Annotated in this window: 20 protein-coding genes; 7 read left to right on the plus strand and 13 right to left on the minus strand. The window is 64.8% G+C overall.

All coding sequences use genetic code 11. The annotated features are described in order from the left end of the window. Positions 1-8 precede the first annotated feature (8 nt). From KPL74_18860 to KPL74_18875, 4 genes are all read right to left on the minus strand, one after another. Positions 9-842 carry a carbohydrate ABC transporter permease gene (locus KPL74_18860; protein QWT19793.1) on the minus strand — a complete coding sequence of 278 codons (834 nt, stop codon included), beginning with the start codon at positions 840-842 and terminating at the stop codon, positions 9-11. Positions 843-853: 11 nt separating this feature from the next. After that, entirely contained in the window at positions 854-1,729 is an 876-nt protein-coding gene (locus tag KPL74_18865) for a sugar ABC transporter permease (protein QWT19794.1), read from the minus strand. Then, positions 1,726-3,099 (minus strand): sugar ABC transporter substrate-binding protein, encoded by a 1,374-nt coding sequence (locus KPL74_18870; GenBank protein ID QWT19795.1) that lies wholly within the window; start codon positions 3,097-3,099, stop codon positions 1,726-1,728. The genes KPL74_18865 and KPL74_18870 overlap by 4 nt, the downstream gene beginning before the upstream one ends. 282 nt (positions 3,100-3,381) lie before the next feature. Continuing rightward, complete coding sequence (locus KPL74_18875; GenBank protein ID QWT19796.1) at positions 3,382-4,308, minus strand: AraC family transcriptional regulator; 927 nt, start codon at positions 4,306-4,308, stop codon at positions 3,382-3,384. Positions 4,309-4,357: 49 nt separating this feature from the next. Between KPL74_18875 and KPL74_18880 the strand changes: the two genes are divergently transcribed. Further along, on the plus strand, positions 4,358-4,957 hold the full coding sequence (locus tag KPL74_18880) for a short chain dehydrogenase (GenBank protein ID QWT19797.1): 600 nt from the start codon (positions 4,358-4,360) through the stop codon (positions 4,955-4,957). Positions 4,958-4,998: 41 nt separating this feature from the next. After that, a complete protein-coding gene (locus KPL74_18885) occupies positions 4,999-6,198 on the plus strand; it encodes a hypothetical protein (protein QWT19798.1) in 1,200 nt (399 codons plus the stop codon). Between the two features lie 193 nt (positions 6,199-6,391). Here the strand turns inward: KPL74_18885 and ilvN are convergent, their stop codons facing one another. From ilvN to KPL74_18930, 9 genes are all read right to left on the minus strand, one after another. Next, a complete protein-coding gene (gene ilvN, locus KPL74_18890; protein ID QWT19799.1) occupies positions 6,392-6,871 on the minus strand; it encodes an acetolactate synthase small subunit in 480 nt (159 codons plus the stop codon). A gap of 2 nt (positions 6,872-6,873) precedes the next feature. Continuing rightward, positions 6,874-8,739, minus strand: coding sequence for a biosynthetic-type acetolactate synthase large subunit (gene ilvB / locus KPL74_18895; GenBank protein ID QWT19800.1), 1,866 nt, complete (start codon positions 8,737-8,739; stop codon positions 6,874-6,876). A 90-nt stretch (positions 8,740-8,829) separates the two neighbouring features. Continuing rightward, positions 8,830-9,861 carry a ketol-acid reductoisomerase gene (ilvC, locus tag KPL74_18900; GenBank protein QWT19801.1) on the minus strand — a complete coding sequence of 344 codons (1,032 nt, stop codon included), beginning with the start codon at positions 9,859-9,861 and terminating at the stop codon, positions 8,830-8,832. 82 nt (positions 9,862-9,943) lie between these two features. Continuing rightward, a complete protein-coding gene (ilvD, locus tag KPL74_18905) occupies positions 9,944-11,704 on the minus strand; it encodes a dihydroxy-acid dehydratase (GenBank protein ID QWT19802.1) in 1,761 nt (586 codons plus the stop codon). Continuing rightward, on the minus strand, positions 11,701-12,768 hold the full coding sequence (gene leuB / locus KPL74_18910) for a 3-isopropylmalate dehydrogenase (GenBank protein QWT19803.1): 1,068 nt from the start codon (positions 12,766-12,768) through the stop codon (positions 11,701-11,703). Before leuB ends, ilvD begins: the two co-directional genes overlap by 4 nt. Continuing rightward, positions 12,765-13,361: a 3-isopropylmalate dehydratase small subunit gene (leuD, locus tag KPL74_18915; protein QWT19804.1), complete on the minus strand. Its 597-nt coding sequence runs from the start codon at positions 13,359-13,361 to the stop codon at positions 12,765-12,767. Before leuD ends, leuB begins: the two co-directional genes overlap by 4 nt. After that, entirely contained in the window at positions 13,358-14,773 is a 1,416-nt protein-coding gene (gene leuC / locus KPL74_18920) for a 3-isopropylmalate dehydratase large subunit (protein QWT19805.1), read from the minus strand. The genes leuD and leuC overlap by 4 nt, the downstream gene beginning before the upstream one ends. Then, positions 14,770-15,717 carry a branched-chain amino acid transaminase gene (locus KPL74_18925; protein QWT19806.1) on the minus strand — a complete coding sequence of 316 codons (948 nt, stop codon included), beginning with the start codon at positions 15,715-15,717 and terminating at the stop codon, positions 14,770-14,772. The genes leuC and KPL74_18925 overlap by 4 nt, the downstream gene beginning before the upstream one ends. 11 nt (positions 15,718-15,728) lie before the next feature. Further along, positions 15,729-16,958 (minus strand): 2-isopropylmalate synthase, encoded by a 1,230-nt coding sequence (locus KPL74_18930; GenBank protein ID QWT19807.1) that lies wholly within the window; start codon positions 16,956-16,958, stop codon positions 15,729-15,731. Between the two features lie 743 nt (positions 16,959-17,701). Here KPL74_18930 and KPL74_18935 point away from each other — a divergent pair. The 5 genes from KPL74_18935 to KPL74_18955 all read left to right on the plus strand — a co-directional run bounded on the left by KPL74_18935 (position 17,702) and on the right by KPL74_18955 (position 25,932). Continuing rightward, positions 17,702-22,249: a hypothetical protein gene (locus KPL74_18935; protein QWT19808.1), complete on the plus strand. Its 4,548-nt coding sequence runs from the start codon at positions 17,702-17,704 to the stop codon at positions 22,247-22,249. Between the two features lie 526 nt (positions 22,250-22,775). After that, positions 22,776-23,657 (plus strand): hypothetical protein, encoded by an 882-nt coding sequence (locus KPL74_18940; GenBank protein QWT19809.1) that lies wholly within the window; start codon positions 22,776-22,778, stop codon positions 23,655-23,657. Between the two features lie 219 nt (positions 23,658-23,876). Next, positions 23,877-24,749 (plus strand): hypothetical protein, encoded by an 873-nt coding sequence (locus tag KPL74_18945; protein QWT19810.1) that lies wholly within the window; start codon positions 23,877-23,879, stop codon positions 24,747-24,749. Between the two features lie 83 nt (positions 24,750-24,832). After that, positions 24,833-25,381, plus strand: coding sequence for a hypothetical protein (locus tag KPL74_18950; protein QWT19811.1), 549 nt, complete (start codon positions 24,833-24,835; stop codon positions 25,379-25,381). Next, positions 25,378-25,932, plus strand: coding sequence for a hypothetical protein (locus KPL74_18955; protein QWT19812.1), 555 nt, complete (start codon positions 25,378-25,380; stop codon positions 25,930-25,932). Before KPL74_18950 ends, KPL74_18955 begins: the two co-directional genes overlap by 4 nt. Positions 25,933-25,956 lie beyond the last annotated feature (24 nt).

Raw genomic sequence — 25,956 nt, forward strand, 5'->3', positions numbered from 1 at the left:
GTGGGCTCCTATTTGACTGCGCCGAAGGTGAGGCCGCGGACCAGCTGGCGCTGCGATAGCCAGCCGAGTACCAGGATGGGTGCGCAGGCGAGCGTCGAGACAGCCGACAACTTGGCCCAGAACAGGCCCTCGGGACTGGAGAACGACGCGACCAGTGCGGTCAGGGGCGCCGCACTCGTCGTCGTAAGGTTGAGCGACCAGAAGGCCTCGTTCCACGACAGGATCAGGCAGAGCAGCGCCGTGGAGGCGAGGCCGCCGCGGCTGACCGGGATGAGCACGCGGAACATCGTCTGCCACGTGCCCGCGCCATCCATCCGTGCCGCCTCGAGGATGTCGTAAGGGATGTCGCGGAAATACGTGTAGATCATCCAGACCATGATCGGCAGGTTGATCAGCGCGAAGATGATCACCAGCGCCGTCTTCGAATCGAGCATGTCGAGGTCGCGCGAGATCAGGTAGATCGGCACGAGCACGCCGACGCTGGGCAGCATCTTGGTCGACAGCATCCACAGCAGCACGTCTTTGGTGCGGCGGGTGGGATGGTAGGCGAACGCATACGCTGCCGGCACGGCGACGAGCATGCCGAGGATGGTCGCACCGCCCGCGGTCACGATCGAGTTCCATGCGTAGTGCAGGTAGTTCGCCCGCGCGAGGATCTCGCGGTAGTTCTCCAGCGTCGGCGCAAACAGGAAATGCGGCGGCATGCTGAACGCGTCGAGCTCGCTCTTGAAGCTGGTCAACACCATCCACAGGATCGGGAAGAACACCACCAGGGCGACGATCCACGAGGCGACGGCGCGCACGGCATGGGCGAGGCGGCGACCGGATTTCTTCTTGGCCATGTCTTGTCTCCTCAGCGTTCCGTCAGCGACTTGCCGATCAGGCGGATCAGGAACACCGCCATGATGTTGGCCAGGACGACCGCGACGAGACCGCCGGCCGAGGCCGCGCCCACGTCGAACTCCAGCAGGGCCTGGGTGTAGACCAGGAACGGCACGTTGGTGGTCGCGTCGCCGGGGCCGCCGTTGGTGGTGACGAAGATCTCGGCGAACACGTTCAGCAGGAAGATGGCCTCCACCATCACCACCACGGCGATTGGCCGGGCGAGGTGGGGCAGGGTGAGGTAGCGGAAGATCGCCCAGCCGCGGGCGCCGTCCATCCGTGCGGCCTCCAGCTGCTCGCGGTCGAGCGATTGCAGCGCGGTGACGAAGATCAGCACCGCGAACGGCAGCCATTCCCACGAGACCACGGTGATCACCGAGAGCAGGGGCCAGTCGGCGAACCAGTTCACCGGCGTGGCGCCGAACAGTTTCCAGACCCAGGCGAGGAAGCCGGAGACCGGGTTCATCATCAGGTTCTTCCAGACCAGCGCGGCGACGGTCGGCATGATGAAGAACGGCGAGATCAGCAGCATCCGCACGATGCCCTGGCCGGGGAAACTTTCATCCACCAGCACCGAAATCGCCACGCCACCCACCACGGTGACGACCAGCACGCTGCCGACCAGCAGGATGGTGTTGAGGATCGACGTCCAGAAGCTCGGATACGCGAAGAAGTAGGTGAAGTTCTCCAGCCCGACGAAGGCCGACTTACCCGGGTAGAGCAGGTTGTAGTACTGCGTGGAGAAGTACAGCGTCATTGCCAGCGGCACGATCATCCACAGCAACAGCATCAGGATGGCCGGTTGCGCGAGCAGCCGCTCGGGGTGTTTGCGGACGCGCGCTTTCATGGCGTGGCCTCCTTCGAAATGACCGGCTTTTTGTCGTAGTAGCCGGCCCGCTTCATGGTCCGGTCGACTGCGCCCTGTGCCGTGTGCAGCAGTTCATCCACGTTGCCGCGGCCGGCCAGGGCGCCGGCGATCTGCCGGCCGACCAGGGTGGCCACCGCCTGGAACTCGGGGATGGAAACGATCTGGATACCCTTGTAAGGCACCGGCTTCAGCGTGGGATGGGCGGGATCGACCGCCTTGAGCGAATCGAAGGTGACCTGGGCGAACGGTGCCGCCTTGATGTAATCGGGGTTGGCGTAAGTGGATTCACGCGTGCCCGGGGGCGTGGACTCGGCGCCATACTTGTCCGCGACGAGTTTCAGGTAAGGCTTCGAGGTGGCCCAGAGGATGAAGTCGCGCGCGGCATCGCCCTGCTTCGAGCTGGCCGGGATCGCCAGCGACCACACCCACAGCCACGACGAACCCTTGTCGGTGACCTCGTGCGGCGATCGTACGAAGCCGACCTTGCCGGCGACCTGGCTTTCCTTGGGATTCGATACCGTGCCGCCGCCGACGGAGGCATCGACCCACATCGCGCAACGGCCGCCGGCGAACAGCGCGAGGTTCTCGTTGAAACCGTTATCTGAGGGGCCCGGTGGCCCGTAGTGTTTCAGCAGGTCGATGTAGAAGTTCACCGCCCGGTGCCACTCGGGCGTATCGACCTGCGGCTTCCAGTTTTCATCGAACCAGCGCCCGCCGAAGCTGTTGGCGATGGTGCCGAGCAGGGCCATGTTCTCGCCCCAGCCGGCCTTGCCGCGCAGGCAGATGCCGTAGACGCCATGCTCGGGGTCATGCAGCTTCTGGGCGAAGCCCTTGATCTGGTCCCAGGTCGGCTGCGCGGGCATGGTCAGGTTCGCGCGGGCAAACAGGTCGGTGCGGAAGTAGGTGATGCTGGCTTCGGCGTAGAACGGCACGGCGTAGAGATGGTTGTCCACGGTGAGCTGTTCGCGCACGTTCTTCAGCAGGTCGTCGCCCTCGTAGTCGGCGGGCAGGTTGTCCAGCGGCTTCAGCCACTTCTGCGCACCCCACAACGGGGCTTCGTACGCGCCGATGGTGATCACGTCGAACTGGCCGCCGTGCGTCGCGATGTCGGTGGTGAGGCGCTGGCGCAGCGTGTTCTCTTCGAGCACCACCCAGTTGAGGTGGACGCCTGGATGAGACTTTTCGTACTCGCCTGACAGGGCCTGCATGCGCACCATGTCGGCGTTGTTCACCGTGCCGATGGTGAGGGTGGTGTCGGCCCAGGCGGGCAGGGCGCACGCCGCGAGCGCTGCGGCACCCAGCCAGGTGCTGGCCTTGCGCCCACCGTATCGTTTCCGTTGATCGCTCATCGTGCCTCCCGTTTACGGCGAGTCGGCGCGCGACGTCTTTGCATTCGTCGCATCGTGGATGAGGGTTATAGGCGCTGGGCGTGCATGCCCACCAATACGTGCGGTGTCGTTTTGCGGTGAATTTGCATACTTTCTTGCGTCACGCGCTGTTCGGCGCTGGCGACCGACCGCATTTCACCGCTGTATGTGATGCGGCGCAGCATCGTGCCGGTCAAGCAATAAAGTATGTAACTTCGGGAAGTTGCCGGTTCCGCGCGACGCGAAGCATGCCGCGCCGCCGCATCAGAGTTCGGCGGGTGGCCGCCGGTGACGCATCCGATATTCGCGCGGGGTCATTCCGGTGAGGGTGAGGAAACGCCGGTTGAAGTTGGAGAGGTTGCTGAAGCCGACCTCGTAGCAGATCTCCGTGATCGCATCGGGCGAGTTGACCAGGCGGTCACAGGCGCGCTGCACGCGGGTCTGGTTGACGTAGTCGATGAAGCGATAGCCGGTGTGCTGGTGGAAGAAGCGCGAGAACGCCGACTCGGACATCTCCAGCCGGTCGGCGACGGTCTTCAGCGACACGTCGCCTGCGTGATGGCGATCGATGAACGCGACCGCGCGATGCAGCTTCAGCGACTGGTTCGGATCGGCCGACGCCTTGAACGGGCGGCTGCTGAGTGGACGGCGGGTCTCGTCTTCGGCGAGCGCTTCGACCATCTCGAAGAAGCTGGCGACGCGGCGCAGGCCGGGATGCTCGGCGACCCTGCGAAAATAGGGCTCCAGCGCGCGGCCCAGCTCGGGGTTGAAGACGATGCCATGCCGCGCTTCTTCGAGAAGCAGCGACTTCACGTGCTTCGCGGACGGGAAGAATTCGGTGCAGCGGCGGACGAAGGCTTCGGAAAACAGGATGACGCGGTCGCGCAGGGCCGCGGGCTCGCACGCCTCGTCGGTGACCCAGTTGTGCGGCACGTTCGGCCCGGTCAGCATCAGCGTGTACGGGGCGAAGCGGCCTTCGTAATCGCCGACATACGCCGTGCCTTCGGTGGCGACGATCAGGTGCAGTTCGTACGCGGGGTGGTAATGCCAGCGGATCAGCCGGCTACGCGATCCATGCTCGAGGTAATGGATCGATGGTTCGTCGGATAATCCCAGCAGGTCCTGCTCGCGGCCGAGCGCCGAAGTATCGGCGAGTGGCGGCGGCAGCGAGAGGGCGGCGCGACGGTTCATGCCGCTGAGCGTACTCTTTCCGGTTGGCAATCACCAAGGAGTCAGTGACATGAAGATCCTCATCGTTGGCGCCGGCGGTACGCTGGGCCAGGCCGTGGCGGCGGAGCTGGGCCAGCGCCACGAGATCGTGCGCGCGGGTCGCAGCAGCGGCGACGTACATGTCGACCTGCGCGATGCGTCGAGCGTGGCGGCCATGTACGACGCCGTGCCCGACCTGGACGCCGTGGTCTGCACGGCGGGCAAGGTGCCCTTCGCACCGTTGGGCGAGCTCACCGAGGCGAAGTATCTCGAAGGCCTCAACGACAAGTTGCTCGGCCAGGTAAGGCTGGTGCAGGCGGGCATGGCCAGGTTGCGCGACGGTGGCTCGTTCACCCTGATCACCGGCATCCTCACCGAGCAGCCGATCGCCGCGGGTGCCTGCGCGAGCATGGCGAACGGCGCGGTCGAAGCCTACGTGCGCGCCGCCGCCATCGAACTGCCGCGCGGGCTGCGCATCAACGTGGTCAGTCCCAACGTGCTCGTCGAGTCGATGGGCAGCTACGGGCCGTTCTTCCGCGGCTTCGAACCGGTCACCGCGGCGCGTGCCGCGCTGGCGTTCTCCCGCAGCGTGGAAGGCCGGCAGACCGGGCAGGTGTTCAAGGTCTGGTAACCGCGCTGGTATGGTGGGCCACCATCACGCTAAGGACAGCCATGCGTCGCCTGTTGATCGCCCTTGCCACCAGCGCGTGCACGTTGTCCGCGCATGCCATGCACGCAACCGCGTTGCCGCCGCCCGATCCGGCGATGGCGGCGATCGATATCCTGCTGAACAAGGGCGACCCGTGGCACGACTACGTCGCGCTGCGGGCGCGGCTCGCTGGCATACCGGCCAGCACCCGCCATCCCGCACTCGATCCGTTCGCGCAGGCCGATACCCTGTTCGGACGCTACGCGGATGCAACAAGGCATTACCTCGAGTACGCACCGAACGCCGCCGCGCCGATCGCGTGCCCCGGCACGCCGTGGCATCGCAGTGGCCTGGATGCCTTGCCGGCACTGATCGGCGATGCACGCGTCGTCGTCATCAACGAGGCGCACATCGAGCCGGCGACGCGGGCGACGGTCATCGCGTTGTTGCCAGCGCTCCGCAAGATGGGCTTCAGGCATATCGCGCTGGAAGCGCTGGTCACCGGGAAGGCCGAGGCACTCGGCAAGCGCGGCTACGCGCACGACGACACCGAGGCGGCGGTGTACCTGCGCGAACCGGTGTTCGCGGAACTGATCCGCGAAGCCGCCGCGCAGGGTTTCGACTTCGTCGCCTACGACCAGCCCGAGGCGGCCAACGGCGGGCGTGAAGCGGCCAGCGCGGCGCTGCTGAAGGCGTGGCTCGATGCCCATCCCGGCGAGAAGCTGCTGGTGCAGGTGGGCTATGCGCATGTCCGTCGCGAGCAGGGCTGGCTCGCCGAGCGGCTGTCGAAGCTGCCCGGGCTGGCCATGGTCACCATCGACCAGGTCTCGGGGATACGCGGGTGTGCTGGCGACGGCGCGGTCGCCGCCGCGCCCTCGGTGTGGACGCAGGCGGGAAAGGGCTGGAGCCTGCATCCGGCGCTGATCGACATCACCCTGACCTGGGCACGCGACGACCGGCGCGGCGCGGCGAACAGCTGGATGACGCTCGGCGGACAGCGACGCGAAGTGACACTTCCGTCATCGACCTGTGGCGGGAAACGACCGTGCCTGGTGGAGGCGCTGGTACCGGGCGAAGACAAGGGCGTGCCGGCGGACCGGCTCGGGCTGGCCGGGAAGAACGAGCAGCCGATCCTGTACCTGAAGCCGGGGAATTACGCGTTGCGGGTGACGGCGGGTTCGTCCGCCCCGACCACCACCACCCTAACCGTCCCCCCACTGTAGGAGCGCGCCTGCGCGCGATTGAGCGAAGCGATAACCTGTACTGACTGTAGTCATATCAACATGGACTGTGCCCATACCAATATGGACTGTGCCCATATCAACATGGATTGTGCCCATACCAACATGCGACACCACGCAAGAAGATGTCGCGCACAAGTGCGCTCCTACAGTGGGAGGCAACGTGTTGGGTCGCTTAGGCGGTGACGGTAGGCCGCTCGATCGCTGCGATCCCGCTGCGTGCATGGTCGGCGACATCCCCGGCGCGACGTAGCGCATCGAGGAACGTGTCGACTTCGTCCGCGCGCCCCGTGTACTCGACCACCGACTGCCCGGCTTCGCGTTGCAGTAGCCGGCCGCCGAAGCGTGCGAGGCAGCTGTCGACGGCGTCGCCGCCGGCTTCCACGCGCGCCACCAGCAGTTCGCGTTCCACGTGTTCCTTGCGGGTGAGTTCGCCGATCTCGAGCACGTCGACCAGCTTGGCGGACTGCTTGATGATCTGTTCCACCATCGCGTCGTCGCCGAAGACGACCAGCGTGAGCCGGGAGACATCGTCGTCCGGCGTGGCGGCCACGGTGAGCGATTCGATGTTGTAGCCGCGCGACGCGAACAGCCCCGCGACGCGGGCGAGCGCGCCGGCTTCGTTCTGCAGCAGGATGGACACCGTGTGGCGCATGGTCAGAACATCCCCGTCGGTGCGGCGGTGGTGGCGACGGGCGCGTTCCGGCTGCGGATCCAGTCGCCGGTGATCATCTCGGCGTAGGTTGCCCCGGGGCCGACCATCGGATAGACGCCGGCATCGGGATCGATCACCACTTCGAGGAAGGCCGGGCCGTCGAAGGCCAGGAAATCCGCGATGGTCGCGTCGATCGCCCTGGGGTCGTCCAGGCGCTGGGCCCATTCGAAGCCGTCGGCCTGTGCGGCGCGGACGAAGTCCTTCTTGTGCAGGCTCTTGTCCGACGCCGAGAAGCGTCCCTTGAAGAACAGTTTCTGCCACTGGCGAACCATGCCGTCGCCGCTGTTGTTGAGCACGACGATCTTCACGGGCAGGCCATAGGTCGTCACCGTTTCCAGCTCGCCGATGTTCATGCGGATGGACGCATCGCCGTCGATGTCGATCACGGTGAGGTCGCGGCGAGCGAACTGTGCACCGATCGCGGCCGGCAGGCCGAAGCCCATCGTGCCCATCGAGCCGGAGGTGAGCCAGCGGCGCGGTTCGCGGAAGTCGAAATACTGTGCGGCCCACATCTGGTGCTGGCCGACGCCGGTGGTGATGATCGCGTGGCCATCGGTGATGCGGTTGATCGCCTCGAGCACGGCGCACGGCTGGATGCTCTCACCGTCGCGCCGGAAGTCCATGGCGTGGTCACGCTTCAGCGCCGCCACGTGGGCATGCCACGCGCTGAGATCGCGGCGGAAGCCGATCCGCGCGCCGTAGGCCAGCAGGCGGTCCAGGGTCGTGTCCAGCGAACCGACGTGATGCCAGTCGACCGCTTTCACCTTGCCGATCTCGGCCGGATCGATGTCGACCTGGGCGATCGCCCTGGCCTTCGGTGCGAACTGGTCCGGCACGCCGACCACGCGGTCGTCGAAGCGTGCGCCCAGGGCCAGCACGAAATCGCAGTCGTCCATGGCGTAGTTCGCATACGCGGCACCGTGCATGCCCAGCATATGCAGGGCGAGCGGGTCGGTCGTATCGAAGCCACCAATGCCCATCAGGGTGGTGACGACCGGGATCCCGAACGCGTGGGCGAACTCGCGCAGCGGACCCGCCGCAGCGGCCGAGACGATGCCGCCGCCGGCGTAGATCAGCGGGCGATCGGCGGCGCCCAGTGCCTTGAAAAACTCTGCGCAATGCGCGTCGGTCAGCTTCGCGGATTCGACGGCATGCAGGCGGGTACGGTAACCGCGCACCGGCAGTTCGCGGCTACCTTCGAAGGTGAGCGGGGTGTTCTGGATGTCCTTGGGGATATCGATGACGACGGGGCCCGGGCGGCCGCTGCGCGCGATGTGGAATGCGGTGCGCAGCGTCGCTTCCAGGGTCGACGCGTCGGTGACCAGGAACACGTGCTTCGCGCAGGCACCCATGATCTGGCTGACCGGCGCCTCCTGGAACGCATCCGTGCCGATCGCCTTGGTCGCGACCTGGCCACAGACCACCACGAGCGGGATGGAATCGGCCATGCAGTCACGCACCGGGGTCACCGCGTTGGTGGCGCCGGGCCCCGAGGTGACCAGCGCCACGCCGACGCGACCCGACGCCCGCGCATAGCCGGCGGCCATGAAGCAGGCACCCTGTTCGTTGGCCGGCACGATCAGCGGCAGCGGCTCGCTGCCGTCGTCGCCGGCGTGGGTGCTGTTGTAGCGAAAGACCGCGTCGTACACGGGAAGGATGGCGCCACCGGAATAGCCGAAGAGCACATCGAGGCCTTCGTCGGCGAGTACCTGCACGACGATGTCAGCACCGGTCATCGCATGGCCGGCCAGGGGATGTTTCGCGTCGGGGCGACGAATGTCGCCGGGGGATTCCAGTTGCGCGTTCACGATGTTTTCCTTCCTATCAACCAACCCATGTAGGTGCGCGCCTGCGCCCGATAGCCCAGGCACGATCCCCCCATCAGGAAACAATGAATCTCAAGACGCCTTGGCCGCCGCATCCGCCGCATCCGCCGCGGCCTTCGGCTGGTTCGCCGCCAGCCAGGGCATCCGCGCACGCAGCTGTGCACCGACCTTCTCGATCGGATGCTCCAGGTCACGCTGCTTGAACGCCTTGTAGTTCGGCAGGCCAGCCTTGTACTCGGCCGTCCACTCGCGGGCGAAGGTGCCGTCCTGGATTTCGGTCAGCACGGCCTTCATGCGCTCCTTGGTGCCTGCGTCGACGATGCGCGGGCCGCGGGTGTAGTCGCCGTACTGCGCGGTCTCGGAGATGAACTCGAGCATGCGCGCGATGCCGCCTTCGTAGAACAGGTCGACGATCAGCTTCAGCTCGTGCATCACTTCGTAATAGGCGATTTCGGGGCGATAGCCGGCTTCGACGAGGGTTTCGAAACCCTTGATCACCAGCTCCGACGCGCCACCGCAGAGCACGGCCTGCTCACCGAACAGGTCGGTCTCGGTCTCTTCCTTGAAGTCGGTCTGGATCAACATCGCACGGGCGCCGCCGATGCCGGCAGCGTACGCCGTCGCGCGTTCGGTGGCGTGGCCGGTCGCATCCTGGTGCACGGCGTACAGGCAGGGAACGCCGCGACCGATCTCGTACTCGCGGCGCACCAGCGCGCCCGGGCCCTTCGGCGCGACCAGCACCACGTCGATGTCTTCGCGCGGGGTGATCTGGCCGAAATGCACGTTGAAGCCATGCGCGAACAGCAGCGTGGCACCCGGCTTGATGTTCGCCTCGATGGCGTCCTTGTAGATGCCCGGCTGGGTCATGTCCGGGGTGAGCACGGCGACCAGGTCGGCACCGCGTACGGCTTCGGCCGGCTCGGCGACGGCGAAGCCATCGACATAGGCACGGTTCCACGACGGACCGCCGGGACGCAGGCCGACCACGACGTCGAGGCCGGAGTCCTTCAGGTTGAGCGCATGCGCGCGGCCCTGGCTGCCGTAGCCGAGCACGGCGATACGGGCGTTCTGCAGGGGAGCGGTGGTGGCTTGCTTGTCGGTCATGGCGTTGTCCTTGGGGATGACTGATGAATGGATGCGAAAAAAAATCGCGCGCAGGCGCGCTCCTACACGGGCATTGCGGGGGTTAGTTGCCGATCAGTTCCTGGGTCATGTCTTCGTCTTCGATTTCGCGGCGCACGCGCTGGGGGCTGGCGGGTGCGTCGTCGAAGGCCTGGGTGACGGCGCCTTCCGCGGCCGAGCCGACGAGGCGTGCGTATTTCGCCAGCACGCCACGCGCGACCTTCGGCGGTGACGGCCGCCACGCGGCACGCCGCGAGGCCAGGTCGGCATCGGTGCGCAGCTCGCGGGTCGACGCGTCGATGAAGATCGCATCGCCTTCGCGCAACAGGCCGATCGGGCCGCCGCGGGCGGCCTCCGGTGCGATGTGCCCGACCATGAAGCCGTGCGTCGCACCGCTGAAGCGGCCATCGGTGATCAGCGCGACGTCGTTGCCCAGGCCGCGGCCGACCAGTGCGGCGGTCACGGCCAGCATCTCGCGCATGCCCGGGCCGCCGGCGGGGCCTTCGTTGCGGATGACCATGACGTCGCCCGCGCGGATCCGCCCGGCCTGCACCGCGGCGAACGCGTCCTCTTCGCTTTCGAACACGCGGGCCGGGCCCGCGAAGCTCATCCGGCCGTGGCCGGCGAGCTTGAGGATGCAGCCCTCGGGCGACAGGTTGCCGTAGAGGATGCTGTAGCCACCGCGCGGCTTGAACGGCTCGGCCACCGGGCGAACCACGACCTGGCCTTCGGTCGCCTTCGGTGCCGCGTCCAGTTCTTCGAACATCGAGCGTCCGGTGACGGTCGGGGTGTCCTTCAGCATGCCGGCCTTGCGCAGTTCCTGGGCCACGATGGCGACGCCACCGGCCGCCGACATCTCGACCGCGCTGAAGCGTCCACCGGGCATCAGGTCGGCGATCACCGGCGTGTGCTTCGAGGCCGGCTCGAAGTCTTCGATCGACAACGGCACGCGGGCTTCGTTGGCCATCGCCAGCAGGTGCAGGACGGCGTTGGTGGAGCCCGCCGTGGCGGCGACCACGCGGGTCGCGTTGTCGAAGGCTTCGCGGGTCATCACATCGCGCGGCTTCAGGTCGGCGGCCAGGGCCGCCATCGCCAGTTCGCCGCAGCGATACGCCGCATCGCGCTTGGACGGGTGGGTGGCCGGGATGTCGTTCAGGCCGACCGGCGTGAGGCCGAGCATGGTCAGCACCATCGCCATCGTGTTCGCGGTGTACTGGCCACCACAGGCGCCCGCGCCGGGGCAGGCATGCCGTTCCACGTCGTCCAGCTCTGCGTCGCTGATCTTGCCGGCACCATGTGCACCGACGGCCTCGAACACGTTCTGCACGGTGATCGCGCAGCCGTTGCGCTTGCCGTGGTCGATGCTGCCGCCGTACAGGGCCACGCCGGGGATGTTCAGGCGTGCCAGCGCCATCGCGGCCGCGGGGATCGTCTTGTCGCAACCGCACAGCACCACCATCGCGTCGAGGCAATGGCCATCGACCGCCAGCTCGATCGAATCGGTGATCACTTCGCGGCTGACCAGCGAGGCACGCATGCCGGTCGTACCCATGGCGATGCCATCGGTGACGGCGATGGTGTTGAATTCCACCGGCGTACCGCCGGCGGCGCGGACGCCTTCGGCCGCGGCCTCGGCGAGGTCGCGCAGGTTGAGGTTGCACGGCGACACGTTGGACCAGCTATGCACGATGGCGACCATCGGCCGGGCGATGGCGTCGTCGTCCAGGCCGGTGGCACGCAGCATCGCGCGGGCCGGGGCGCGGTCCGGGCCGCTCTTGATCGCATCGCTGCGCAGCGTGCGGATAGGGATGTTCCGGGTGCTCATGCGGCCTCCGCCTTGGCTGAGATGGCGTCCAGGACGGAACGGGTGACGGCATGCGTCGTCGCCGTGCCGCCGAGGTCGCGGGTGAGGTTGGCGTGCTCCAGCACGTGGTCCACCGCGCTTTCGATCGCGGCGGCTTCGTCGGCCAGGCCCAGCGAATGGCGCAGCAGCATCGCGGCGGAGAGGATCGTGCCCAGCGGGTTGGCCGCGGACTGGCCGGCGATGTCCGGGGCCGAGCCGTGGATCGGTTCGTAGATGCCGGCGCCCGGGCCACCGATCGACGCCGACGGCGACAGACCCAGTGAGCCGGCCAGCACCGAAGCTTCATCGGTGAGGATGTCGCCGAACATGTTCTCGGTCACGATCACGTCGTAATCGGCCGGATGGGTGAGCAGGTGCATCGCCATCGAATCGACCAGCTGGTGCTCGAGCGACACATCGGGGTAGTCCGCGGCGACCCGGGTGGTCACCGAGCGCCACAGGCGCGAGGTCTCCAGCACGTTGGCCTTGTCGACCGAGGTCACCTTCCCGCGGCGCGTGCGGGCCAGTTCGAAAGCGTGGCGGACGACGCGCTCCACTTCCTCGACGCTGTAGCGACACTCGTCGGTGGCGTCGGTGTCGCTGCGCGTCTTCGCACCGAAGTAGATGCCGCCGGTGAGTTCGCGGATGAAGACCAGGTCGACGCCCGCGGTGCGTTCCGGCTTCAGCGGCGACAGCGCCGCCGTGCGTGGATGCAGCTTCAGCGGACGCACGTTGGCGAACACGCCGAGCATCTTGCGCATGGCCAGCAGGCCCTGTTCCGGACGCACCTTGGCCGACGGATCGGACCACTTCGGGCCACCGACGGCACCGAGCAGGATCGCATCGCAGGCGAGCAGTGCGTCGCGGGTGGCCTGCGGCAGCGGGTCGCCGAAGCGGTCGATGGCGTCGCCACCGATGGCGTGCTCGGTGAAGGTGAAGGCGTGGCCGAAGCGCTCCGCCACCGCGCGAAGCACGGCGACGCCCGCGGCGGCGACCTCGGGGCCGATGCCGTCACCCGGCAATACGACGATGCTGGCTTTCTTCATGCGGCTTTCTCCATGCGTTGTTCATAGGCGCCGATGGACGCGTCCTGCTGCAGCAGGAAGCCCATCTGGTCCACGCCGTTGAGCAGGCAGTGGCGGGCGAACGGTTCGAGGTCGAAGTGGATGTTGCCGCCGTCGGGCAGGCGGATCGTGCCGGCGGCGATGTCGATGCGCAGCTCGACGCCGGGGTTGTCGAGCAGCCAGCGGTGCTCGGCGTCGGAGAGGACGATGGCGAGCAGGCCGTTCTTCAGCGCGTTGCCGCGGAAGATGTCGGCGATCTCGCTGGAGATGACCGCCTGGATGCCGTAGTCGAGCAGGGCCCACGGCGCGTGTTCGCGCGACGAGCCGCAGCCGAAGTTGTGCCCGGCGACCAGGATCGAGCAACCGCGTGCAGCGGGCTGGTTCAGCGGGAAGGCCGGATCGTCGCTGGCGTCGGCGGCATAGCGCCAGTCTTCGAAGCAGTGCTTGCCCAGCCCCGTGCGCTCGGTGGTGGTGAGGAAGCGCGCCGGGATGATCCGGTCGGTGTCGATGTTTTCGTCGCGCAGCACGGCGGTGCGCGAGTGCACGTAGGTGAGCGGGCGGCTGGTCTGGCTCATGCGGCGGCCTCCTGGGTCATGTATTCGCGCGGATCGGTGACCCGGCCGGCGACGGCGGACGCGGCGGCGACCAGCGGGCTGGCCAGCACGGTGCGTGCGCCCTTGCCCTGGCGACCCTCGAAGTTGCGGTTGCTGGTGGCGACGACGAGCTGGCCCGGCTGGGCCATGTCCCCGTTCATGGCGATGCACATGGAGCAGCCCGGCTGGCGCCATTCCGCGCCCGCTTCGAGGAAGACCTGGTGCAGGCCTTCGCTCTCGGCGTCGCGGCGCACCTGTTCGGAGCCCGGCACGACCAGCATGCGCACGCCATCGGCGACGCGGCGGCCGCGCATGATCTCCGCGGCGGCACGCAGGTCGGACAGGCGCCCGTTGGTACAGCTGCCGATGAAGACGACATCCACCGCTTCGCCGGCGATCGGCTTGCCCGCGGTGACCTTCATGTAATCCAGTGCGCGCTGTTCCAGTGCGTCGGCCGCGGCGGGCACCGAGGCGTGGATGGCCATCACCATGCCCGGGTGCGTGCCATACGTCACCGACGGCTGGATGGCCGAGGCATCGATGCGCACTTCGCGGTCGTACGCGGCGCCCTCGTCGGTGGCGAGCCCGCGCCAGCGGGTGACCGCGTCGTCCCATGCCGCGCCCTGCGGTGCGCGCTCGCGCCCCTTCAGCCAGGCGAAGGTGGTTTCGTCCGGGGCGACCAGCCCGGCGCGGGCGCCGGCTTCGATCGACATGTTGCAGACGGTCATCCGCTCTTCCATCGACATGGCGCGGATCGCCTCGCCGGTGTACTCCAGCACGTAGCCGGTGCCGCCGCCGATGCCGATCTTCCCGATGATGTGCAGGATCAGGTCCTTCGCGGTGACGCCCTGTTGCAGCTGGCCGTCGACATGGATGGCGAAGGATTTCGGCTTGCGCTGCAGGAGGCACTGGGTGGCCAGCACGTGGCCGACCTCGGTGGTGCCGATGCCGAACGCCAGCGAACCGAACGCACCGTGGGTAGCCGTGTGGCTGTCGCCGCAGACGATGGTCATGCCCGGGTGGGTCGCGCCCACTTCCGGCCCGGCGACGTGGACCACGCCGCGATGCGGGCTGTCCCAGCCCATCAGGTCGATGCCGAACTCACGCACGTTCGCTTCGAGTTTCGCGACCTGTGCTTCGGCTTCCTTCGTGAAATAGGGGCGCTTGCCGTCGGCGCCGGCGGGCAGGGTGGGCGTGGAATGATCCAGCGTGGCCAGCGTGCGGTCGGGGCGACGCACCTTCAGGCCACGCGCGCGCAGCTCGTCGAACGCCTGCGGCGAGGTGACTTCGTGGACCAGGTGCAGGTCGATGTACAGCACGCCCGGCGTGCTTTCGGTCTCGGCCGTGACCTGGTGGGCATCCCACAGCTTGTCGAACAGCGTGCGTGCGGTCATGCCGCGACCCTCCCGGCGGTGGCTTCTTCCACCGGCGTGAGCCAGCCCCAGCGATCCTCGGTGCGGCCGTCGAACAGGCCGAAGAAGGCGTCCTGCAGTGCACGGGTGATGGGACCCGGGCGACCGCTGCCCACCGGCTTGCGATCGACCGAGCGCACGGCGGTGACTTCGGCGGCGGTGCCGGTCATGAACACTTCGTCGGCGAAGTACAGCAGTTCGCGCGGCAGCGGCTGCTCGACCACCTCGTAACCCAGTTCCTTCGCCAGGGTCAGCACGGAGTCACGGGTGATGCCGCAGAGGATCGATGCAGCGGCCGGCGGCGTGTAGATCACGCCCTTGCGGACCACGAACAGGTTTTCGCCGGCGCCTTCGCTCAGCAGGCCGTCGGTGCCCAGCGCGATGCCTTCGGCATAGCCGCCGTTGATGGCTTCGCGGGCGATCAGCTGGCTGTTGAGGTAGTTGCCGCCGGCCTTGGCCCCGGACGGGAAGGTGTTCGGTGCGGCGCGGTTCCACGAGGACACGCACACGTCGACGCCTTTCTCGATGGCGTCCGCGCCATGGTAGGCACCCCACGGCAGCGCGATGATCGCGACATCGACGGCGGTATCCAGCGACGGGGCGAGGCTGAAGGTGAAGCCGCTACGGAACACGATGGGACGCACGTACGCGGACTTCAGGCCGTTCGCGGTGATCAATTCGCGGCAGGCGCGGTTGAGCGTCGCGGCGTCGTACGGCATCACCAGGTCGTACACGCGTGCCGAGTGGAACAGGCGCTCGGTGTGCTCCTCCAGGCGGAAATAACGCGGGCCGTCCGGGGTGGAGTACACGCGCACGCCTTCGAACACGGAGGAGCCGTAGTGCAGCGCATGCGCGCCAACGTGGCAGGTTGCTTCGGCCCAGGCCTTGATGCGGCCGTTGTGCCAGAGATGGGTCGGGGCTTCCATGGGGTTCCTCCTCAGGACTGGACCGCGACGGACGCGGTCTCGTGTTCGGCCTCGAACGCGCCCATCAGCGCGGCGAGGTCGTCGTTGGTGACGGAGCGCTGGCGGTCGGCGACGACCTTGAAGCGCTCGAAGATGCTGTCCAGCATGGTTTCGTCGACCTCGTAGTCGAGTTCGGCCAGGCGCTGGCGCAGGGCGTGGCGGCCGGAATGCTTGCCCAGCACCAGCGAGGTCTTCGCGCCGACGTCCTGCGGGCTCATGATTTCGTAGGTGCCGCGGTGCTTGAGCATGCCGTGCTGGTGGATGCCGGATTCATGCGCGAAGGCGTTGTCGCCGACGATGGCCTTGTTGCGCGGCACGGGCTGGCCGGTGACCTCGGCCAGCAGGCGCGAGGTGGGATACAGGTGCTGGGTGACGATGCCGGTATCCAGTTTGAACAGCGGGCGGCGCGTGTGCAGCGCCATGACGATCTCTTCCAGCGCGGCGTTGCCGGCGCGTTCGCCGATGCCGTTAATCGTGCATTCGACCTGGCGGGCACCGGCGCCGATCGCAGCCAGGCTGTTGGCGACCGCCATGCCCAGGTCGTCGTGGCAATGCGCGGAGAACACCACCTTGTCGGCCCCGCGCACGTTCTTGCGCAGGTAATGGAACATCTCGGTGATTTCGGCGGGGGTGGTGTAGCCGACGGTGTCGGGGGCGTTCAGGACGCAGGCGCCGGCTTCGACGGCGACCGAGAAGATCTCGGCGAGGTAGTCCGGCTCGGTGCGCAAGGCATCTTCGGCGGAGAATTCAACTTCGTGGGCCAGGGCTTTGGCCCGCATGATCGACGCGGCGGCGATGTCGATCACTTCCTGTTTCGATTTGCCGAGCTTGTGTTCGCGATGCAGTGGTGAGGTGGACAGGAACAGGTGGATCCGTGAGTGCCTTGCGCCTTCCAGCGCCCTTCCCGCGGAGTCGATGTCGCCGGGTTGGCATCGGGCCAGCGCGGCGACGGTCGGTTGTTTCAACGTCCTCGCGATCTCGGCGACGGCGGCGAAATCGTCGGGCGAGGCTTGCGGGAACCCGGCCTCGATGATGTCGACGCCCAGTGCTTCCAGGGCTTGTGCCATGCGCAACTTGGCCCGCCGGTCCATGGAGAAACCGGGTGCCTGCTCGCCATCGCGCAAGGTGGTGTCGAAGATGCGCACGCGGCCTACGTCGCTTTCGACAGTGCCGGTGTTATCGCCCTGGTGTGCTGGATTCATGTCTGGCTCCGCTCGTTGTCGAGGCGGGCCGGGCAATAAAAAACCCCGCATCCGTTTCCGGGTGCGGGGTTCTTCAGGAGTCTTCAGGTTATTTTCGTTTCACCTGGACACTTGCCCTTAGCCCGCACCTCCGCAGGTAATAAGTACAAGGTTAATAAGAAGGAGGCCGTTGCCGAGACGCAGCTTGCCGTCGACCTTGTTAAGTCGAACCGGGGCAAAGCGGCCAGTGGTGGTGCGCTGCGTCATGCGGTCGAACGTACGTCACCCGTTCGACGCGTGTCAACAGTTTCAGCGGAAAGTTTTTCTTAGGAAGGTTTGGACGGCTAGACATCCGAGCCGTGGTTTGCCCGAGAAAACCGCGCCAGAATGCGGCCGCCAGCGAAGTGGTATGGCCCGATTCCACGGTTTTTCGTACTCGCCCCCTGTAGGAGCGCGCCCGCGCGCGATCACACCCATGCGAAACCTCCCCGGTCCTCGAATCCAAGATTGAGAATCCTCGACGACCCAAACCCCCGCCCCCCAACAACCATCCGTTCCATAGCCGTAGGAAAGCTCTGAAAAACCAATACGTGTGACAGCTGCCACACAAGACGTGCGTACGCCGCCGTACCGATTCCGTAGAGTCCGCCGCCCCAACCACTGACGGACACGGGCCCATGTCACGGACTTCACTCAGGCACGTCGGGTGCCTGCTTCTCGCCCTGCCTTTGCAGGTTTTCTCGCATCGTTCGATGGCGGCTGACGTGGCCGCGATAAAAGTTGAGCCGTTCTGGGACTACGGCACTATCGACGATCAGTTCTTTCCGGAACTCGAAAAGGCAGCCGAGGCAGACATGAATGCCGACTGCCGCCAGCGGAATCGGCAACGGTGCGAGCTTCTGGATTCGACCCAGACCGAAAGGGGCTACAGCTATAACTACAGGTACCTGAAGAAAGGCCGCCCGGGCGACAAGGACGACGATTGGGAAGCCTGGGATGGCGCGGGATGGGCCTATCTGTCGTGCGAGGCAAACTATTCGGTGTACCTGAACGCCTTCGGCCAGCTTCTCGGTCCGTACCCTAACCATGAACTCGAAGTCGGGTCTGGGTTCACCGCGGTATGCAGTTACAACCCCACGCCGCAGACGGCGACCGAATTCCAGGCGAACCTTGGCGGTTCACAATGCTCGGCAGAGCCTTCGGCAATGGTTGGCAACCCGGTCAACGTCGCGGCGTCCAACAAATTCGAGGTCGTGACCGATATAGCCCCCACCGCGGCCTCGGCGCTGACGTGGGTGCGCTATTACAACAGCGGCGTCGTATACAGCGACGTCGGGAACGGCCGCCCTATCGGAAAGACTTCGGCGAGAAGCGGCCGCGTCGGGAGCCAGTGGCGTACCACCTACGATCGCAGTGTCGAAAGTACGGTGATGACCACACCGAGCGGCTTCGAAGAGGTCGCGCGCCTGCATCGCCAAGACGGAGCCCGCATTGACTACGTAAAGCGTGGTTCGGGATATATCAATGCCGCGGACGGTCGCGGTAGGCTCTTGCGCGATCGCAACGGGTGGATCTACCGGTCAGACGACGGCGACGTGGAAACCTACGATGCGCTGGGGCGGCTCGTTCGGCTGGAAATGCTTGGCGGCGCCGGCTTTTCTCTTATCTATAGTGATAATGGAACCCCTCCGGATGTTGCACCGGCGCCGGATCTCCTGATCAAGGTCGTCGATGCGCAAGGGCGTACCCTCTCGGTCAAATACGATCTCGCCGGACGCGTCGAAAGCGTAGCGGACGGGCACGGGGCAGCCGTTACGTACAGCTACGTCGAGACGGACGGTAAGCTACTTAATGCCGATCTGTCGATCGTTGCGTACGGTGACGGAACGGCGGTCCACTACAAATACAACGAGCGCGAATTTACCGAAAGCAAGTCAATTCCGCACGCACTCACTGGCATCGTGGATGAGAATGGCGTGCGCTTCGCCACCTTCAGCTACGACGGTCAGGGCCGGGCGCAGAACACAACGCATGCCCTTGGTTCGGGGTCGACTTTTATCTTGTCCGAGACAGACGATAAAAAAACCGTGCGTGGACCGAATGGCGCACTGCACGCGTACGGGTTTGCAAAAATCCGTGGATCACGCCGGCTTGTGTCGGTGAATCAGCCGGGTGGGGCGGGTTGTGGTGCTGCGTTTTCATCCATTGAGTACGATCCCGACGATCCCGACGATCCCGACGGTCACGTGTCGGCGACGAAGGATTTCGACGGTTCGCTGACCCGATTTGTACACAACAGTGATGGAAAGGAAACCGAGCGGACGGAGGCAGCCGGAACGGCGCTTGCGCGTCGAATCGTCACTGAGTGGCACGCGGATCTCGGTCTGCCGACCCGGCGCGCGCGCCAAGGATACGAAGAGCTGCTGACCTACGACGCGCGCGGCAATGTCACGGATCGTACCGTTGCTGGCAGTGTCGACCCGAGCGACGCCTCGTCACCGCTGGGCGTCGTCCGAAAATGGCACATCACATACAACGCTGATAACAAGCCACTTGTTGTAGAGGGTCCCAGGAGCGACACCGGCGCGATGGGTCTTCTTACCAAATACACCTATCGCGAAGCGGACTCGGCTGACTGCAATGCGTCCGGGATTTGCTCTTACCCAAAGGGTGATCTCTGGACAACAGAGAACGCCATCGGCCAGGTCGAGGAAATCCTTTCATACGATCGGGCAGGTCGCGTGCTTTCGCGGAGGGACGCGAACGGAATCATTACGCGATACGCTTACACCGCCCGTGGATGGCTGGCCTCGACTGAGGCGACTGACCTGTCTGGCGTGAGCCGGATGACAAAACTCGATTACACGCCAAGTGGTCAGGTCAGTCGTTTTGTCGACCCCGACGAGGTCACGCTCGAATTCAGATACGACGATGCCCAGCGGGTCGTTGCAATCATCGATGCCAGCGGAAACAGGGTTGACTACGAACTCGATGCCGCCGACCAGCGCCTGAAGGAAGTCGTCAAGGATGCAAAGGGCACGATGGTGCGCCAGCTTGAGCGCACGTTCGACGCACTGGGGCGAATTGCGTCGGAGAAAGACGGCATGGGCCGTATCTCGCATTTCACGTACGACGAACTCGACCGATGGACGGGTACCACTGACGGCGCGGGTAACCGCATTGCCGCGACACGCGACGCGCTTGGCCGACTCCGTGACGTGATTGGCGACGTAAGTGGGGTTCAGGCAAAAGTCGTGAATGCTTACGATCCCCTTGACCAGACGCTTTCTATCGAGGATCCCAAGGGGCTCAAGACCAGCTACCTGACCTCCGGTTTGGGTGATCCTGCACACGTAGCGAGCCCGGATTTGGGAGATGAGTGGAACGAGTTCGACGTTGCTGGACGCGTCGCTGCCCATGAGGCGGCGCAGCCTAAAGGCTCGTTCACCGTGACTCGCGATGCTCTTGGTCGAACCCTTGCACGGACCTATGCCACCGGTGGTGAGCGCGTTACCTATACTTATGATGCTCCCCCATCGGTATGCCCAGCATCCGAGCAGTATTCCTTGGGTCGGCTTTCCCAGATGGTCGATAGTTCTGGTACCACGGCGTATTGCTACAACGCTGAGGGCCAAGTGGTCCGGCGTGCCTGGACGACAGGTGGTGGTGCTACCCTCACGCTCGCCTACCGATACACCAAGGCCGGTCGCTTGTCTGGACTCACCTATCCGGACGGCATGGCCGTTGAGTGGGTCCGCGACGGGGCTGGCCAGGTCAGCGGTGTTGATGTCGCCACGGCGACAGGCTCAAGCCAGCACCTCCTTTCGGATGTCAAGTGGGCTCCCTTTGCTGGGCCGAGTGAGTGGACGTATGCGAACGGCCGGAAATTGCGTCGCGAGTTCGACCTGGCAGGGAAGCCGTTGTCGGTGCGCGATACGCAACGCGGAGGCCTCAATTACGGTCTGACGTACAACGATGCGGCTCAAATTTCGCGCATCGATTCGGTAACTGCGAGCCGAAGCTACGGCTATGACGGCCTGGGTCGTCTGCGAACCACTCATGACGGCTCTTCTGGCGTTCTTTTGGCTCAATACGATTACGACGCCACAGGAAACCGAACTGCGATTCATATGCATGGGGGCGCTGATCGTTACGAATACGCCGCCGGGAGCCATCAACTCCTAATGGCCTCCGGATCGAGGAGGACCTACGACGATAGCGGAAACACGGCTAGCATTGGAGGGCTCAACCTCAACTACGACTCTGCTGGCAGGTTATCTTCGATTGACGACGGCCCCAACGTTCGAGTGAAGTATGTTTATAACGGAACTGGGGAGCGTGTCGCCAGGTTCGAATCAGATGAAACAAGGCTGTCGGTCTATGACCGCAATGGGCGCTGGCTAGCTGATTACGACAATGGCGGGAAGTCGATCGTACAGATCGTGTGGATGGATGAGTTTCCGGTAGGCATGTCCACTGATGGTGAACTGTTCGCCGTCGAGCCCGACCACATAGGTTCGCCTCGGATTGTCGTCGATACGAAACGCGATGCTGCTGTTTGGGCCTGGCCTCTAGAGGGTGAAGCATTCGGTTCAGATGGTTCTGACACCGACCCGGATGGCGATGGAGTTCCGACCAATCTGGATATGAGGTTTCCCGGTCAGCGGTATGACGCGCTGTCTGGTCTGCATTACAACTACTATCGCGACTACGATCCAGGTACGGGTCGATATATACAAAGCGATCCTACTGGGCTTTCCGGAGGAGTCAGTACATATGCCTATGTAGGGTCCGACCCGCTGTCCCTGAGTGACATATACGGACTTCGAGCTGACACCGATTTCTGTGCGGGCTTAAGCGCGAAGGCGTGTATGCAAATTGGAGTTGCATATACACCAGACTACGTTTCAATCAACGTATCGTTGCTTGGTCTGTCATTGGGTTTGACAGCGACAGGCGATACGCTTTACTGGAACAAGGCCGTATCTAAGTCGTGGGGTGAAAACGTCAAGTTCAACACTTCGACTATCGGCACGCTGCTGAAGCCGTCAATCTCGGCGGACATTGGATTCCTCAACTCGAACGTAGGTAAGAGATGCCAGTCAAGCGAAGGGCTGTCAGCCCGCCGTGCCGCCGTAAACAGTTTTGTTGACGGATTCGGCATGGGGGTCGGTGCGTACTATGGGCCTGGAGCGTCCGTGGTCGTCCTTCCTGACGGCCGCACCGCGACGCAGATCGGCTTTGGCTGGGGCTTTGGCGTTACGCCTGGAGGCGAGTCCAAGCCATTGTTTGGTAAAGGTGCCTCGAATTGAAAGGTTCAGTTTGGCTAAACGGTGCAGTAGCTCTCCTCATCGTTGTCGGTTGTGCGTTCGGTGTCGCGAGAGATCGGCAGCTGCAAATGCAGACGCACCCCGGAACTGCAGAGCTAATACGTATCGTTAAGTCGATCGCGAGGGACGTTGCGGGCGATAAGTCAGTTCCGATCGAGATCAGGGAGAAGTCCTCGTCTGTCTACGTCACGGCTCAGACGAGCACTTCTTTTCGCTTGGTCGATCTGGCTGCGACCGCAGCCAGGCTTGAGCATGATGGCTTCAAGCGGCATCTGCTGACTGAAGGTCGGACGGCGGTCCTATGTAAAGGCGAGACCGTGGTGGAGATAGATGTGTGGCCTGCCCGACCGCCTGGGCCAGCATCAGTTTGGGTCCAGGCGACCTGGGGTGCGGCTCCTGTATTCGGAGGGACTCGATCCACGTGCCCGCTTGATAGCCGCTAAACGTTGGCCGCCTACGGAACATTTGTTGGCTCGCCGCATGAGGGAGCGCCTAAGGAGTTCTAACTGTGCTCAGATCAGGCCAGGAATTTGTTGCACTCATCATGTCTTCCTCCAAAGCCGATCGGGTGCGTGCTTTAAGTAGCGAGGCACCCGCATCAGTTTGGATGAAGGTCATTCACGAGTTCCCTGGGCTCATCAGGTTCGTCGCGTTCAATCGTTCACTTCCCGATGAAGTGCTAATCGAGCTTGCAGAAAGTGCGAGCGCCGAAGTCCGGGAGGCTGTCGCTAATAGGAGCCGCCTGCCGGAGCAAGTGCAGCGGAGGCTGGCTCGCGACGCTTGCTCTCGGGTCCGCCTCGCGCTTGTTCGGAAATCCATGCTCAGCGACGACCTGCTTGCTGATCTTGCTCGAGATACGGATTCCGAGATCGCGAGGTTCGTTCGAAGGGAAATCGATGCGAGAGTTCGAAAGCAGCTGCGTGCGGCGGACCTTGAGAAGGAAAAAGGTCTCCGCCCATTTGGCAAGGGATTCAAGCCGATCCAATCGGCAGCCGAATTTGAACGGTTGCTGCATAGTGATCAACAGGACGAGTATTTAAGCGCGGCGCATTCCATCGCTTCGTTTGACGTATGGATGGATATCGCGAAAAGCTATCCCGAACTGAAGGAATGGGTCGTGCTCAACAAGACGGTAGGCGCTGACGTGTTAGCCGCGCTTGCCAGCGACGAGGACGAGAACATTCGTGCTGCTGTTGCGAGGAAATCAAAGGCTGGCAGCGATACGCTGGATCACCTTGGTCGTGATAGGACGGCCTGCGTCAGGCTCGCTGTTGCAAGGAACCGTAAGACTTCATCGGCTTGCCTCAATGATTTGAAAGACGACCTTGATGCGGAGGTTCGGTCGGCTGCCATTGCGAATCTGCAGCGCAGGCATGGTGAGCGTTTGTAAGGCTGACCTGTCGCGCGACGTCCTGCGTCTGCGATGAGAAACGTCTTCTGACGATCGTGCAGGCTAGACACACCAACGCCTGAAATATCCGACCGTTTGAGAAGATTCCAATCTTCGGAATTATGTGATTTTCATCGCATTTTTGCCGTTGACCGGGCTCCGCGGCGATACCTAAGCTCGCCGCCTTTCGCAGTCGAAGAACACCCCAAAGGAAGAGTCATGGCCAATGTCCGGATGGCCGGGAGGCGCGCGCTGGCGCGGCTCGCGGTATGTTTTTGCCTCGGTTTCCCCATCGCCGCCTTCGCGGCCGACGACGCGGCCCCGTACCCCGAATACGAAGGCGACTACCGCTGGTCACCGATCGCGGCGGAGGCGTCCGGCTGGCAGCTCGCCGCCAATTGCGCCTGGGAAGGCTACCTCGGCTGCCAGCTGCAAACCGTGCAGGTCACGGGCAGCGGCTACGTCTACAAATACCAACACCATCGGACGACGCCGGGCGGCGGGATCGAACTGCTCTACGGCGAGGGCTTCGGCCAGGCGGCGTGGTCCTGCCCCCCGGGCCATGCCCTGTATGCCGTCTTCATGGGGATGGACGTGGGGCCGTATCCAAACCGGTCGATCGATCTCATCGATGGTGCCGTCGTGAAGTGCAAGCCGGCGGGCGGCGGGCTGGGGAGCCTGGCCGTCGCCGGAACAGCCGCGATCGAAGAGCAATTCGACGAACGCGGAAGGCTGGTCGAGCGTCATGTCGGGGGTGGGGACCCCGCGGCATGGTCGGTGGCATGGGACGCCACCAGTGCAAGCGTGTCCGGGCATGGGGAGAGCTGGACGCTGCAGGCAACGATCGACCAGGGGCGGGCGGTGTCGCTCGGGCAGATGGAGCTCGAATACGACGCCGAGGGTGCGCTGGACACCGTGCGAGGCCCTGGGGGCACGGTGTTCGCGCGGGCCCTCGTCCACGACCCGGACGGCAGCCTGGTCGCCGCGCTCCGCGCAGCACGCCACCACCTCCCCGACCCCGGCGCACCCGGCCCCCTGGCCACGCTATCGCGCCTCGGCCCCGCCATCGACGCCCTCCTGGACGCCCGATAGCGCCCCCGCGCGCGACCGATCCACGACCACCCATCACAACCAACGGGCGCCCCCTCCGGGCGCCCGCCTCAACCTGAACGCCCATGCCCACCAAACACACCTGGCTAGCCCTGCTAGCCCTCCTTTTCGCGTGCACGGCGCAAGCCGAATCGCACCTCGTGGCCACCCTCCGCGACACCACGCCGGCAGGTATCACCGACCGCGTGCTGGTAACCCTGTCGCTGGAGAACACGGGCGACATGCCCGTGCACTTCTACACGCCGATGACGCCGTTCATCGTTCCGTATGGCGAACTCTCCAAGGACATGTTCGAGGTCAAGGATGCCTTCGGCCACCGAGTGACCTACACCGGTGGCATCTCCGATTTCGGTCCGCCACCGATGAAGTTGTTCCGCTTGCTACAACCAGGCGAACGGCTTGAGCAGGAGGTCGACCTCGCGCCGATGTACGACTTTGGCAACGGTGGGCCGTTCACGATCTCCTACACGCTTCGGCCGGATGCCGCCCATCCCGACCCGCGTGTTACGTCCGACGAGGAACGCCAGGCATTCCGACAGAGTGTCCAGCGCGACGTCGCCTCGAACGTGCTGACCGTGCTCGTTTCGCCATATCGACACCAGGATCAGCGATGACTCGAGTAAAAGCCTGGCTGGCGCTGCTGGCATCCCTCTTCGCGTGCGCAGCTCAAGCTGAATCGCACCTCGTTGCCACCCTCCGAGACACCACCCCACCGGGTGTCCGCGACCGCGTCTTGATAACCCTCGCGCTCGAGAACACAGGCGACGTACCAGTGCATGTGTTCACGCCAGCGACGCCGTTTATCGTCCCATTGGGGCACCTGAGCAACGATCTGCTGGATGTGACGGATGCCTTTGGAAAAAGGGCCAGCTTCATAGGCGCCCGGGCCCACTTCAGTTCACCCGGTATGAAGCTTTTCCGTCTCGTGGCACCCGGTGAACGCCTCGAGCAGGAGTTCGACCTCACCGAAGCGTACGACTTTGGCCATGGTGGACCGTACACGGTGAGATACACGCTTCGTATGTGGCACCGACCGGCAGCGGAGTCCGTGACATCCGATGAAATGGCGCAGTTCAAGGCGAGCGAGCAGGATGTCGTTCTATCCGATGAAATCACAGTTTTCGCTCCGCCAGGCGAGGGCACTGGAGGACGACGGGGTGGCTGAGAGTCACCGGCGCGTGGGGCATGG

The sequence above is a fragment of the Bacillus sp. NP157 genome (assembly GCA_018889975.1).
Taxonomy (GTDB): domain Bacteria; phylum Pseudomonadota; class Gammaproteobacteria; order Xanthomonadales; family Rhodanobacteraceae; genus Luteibacter.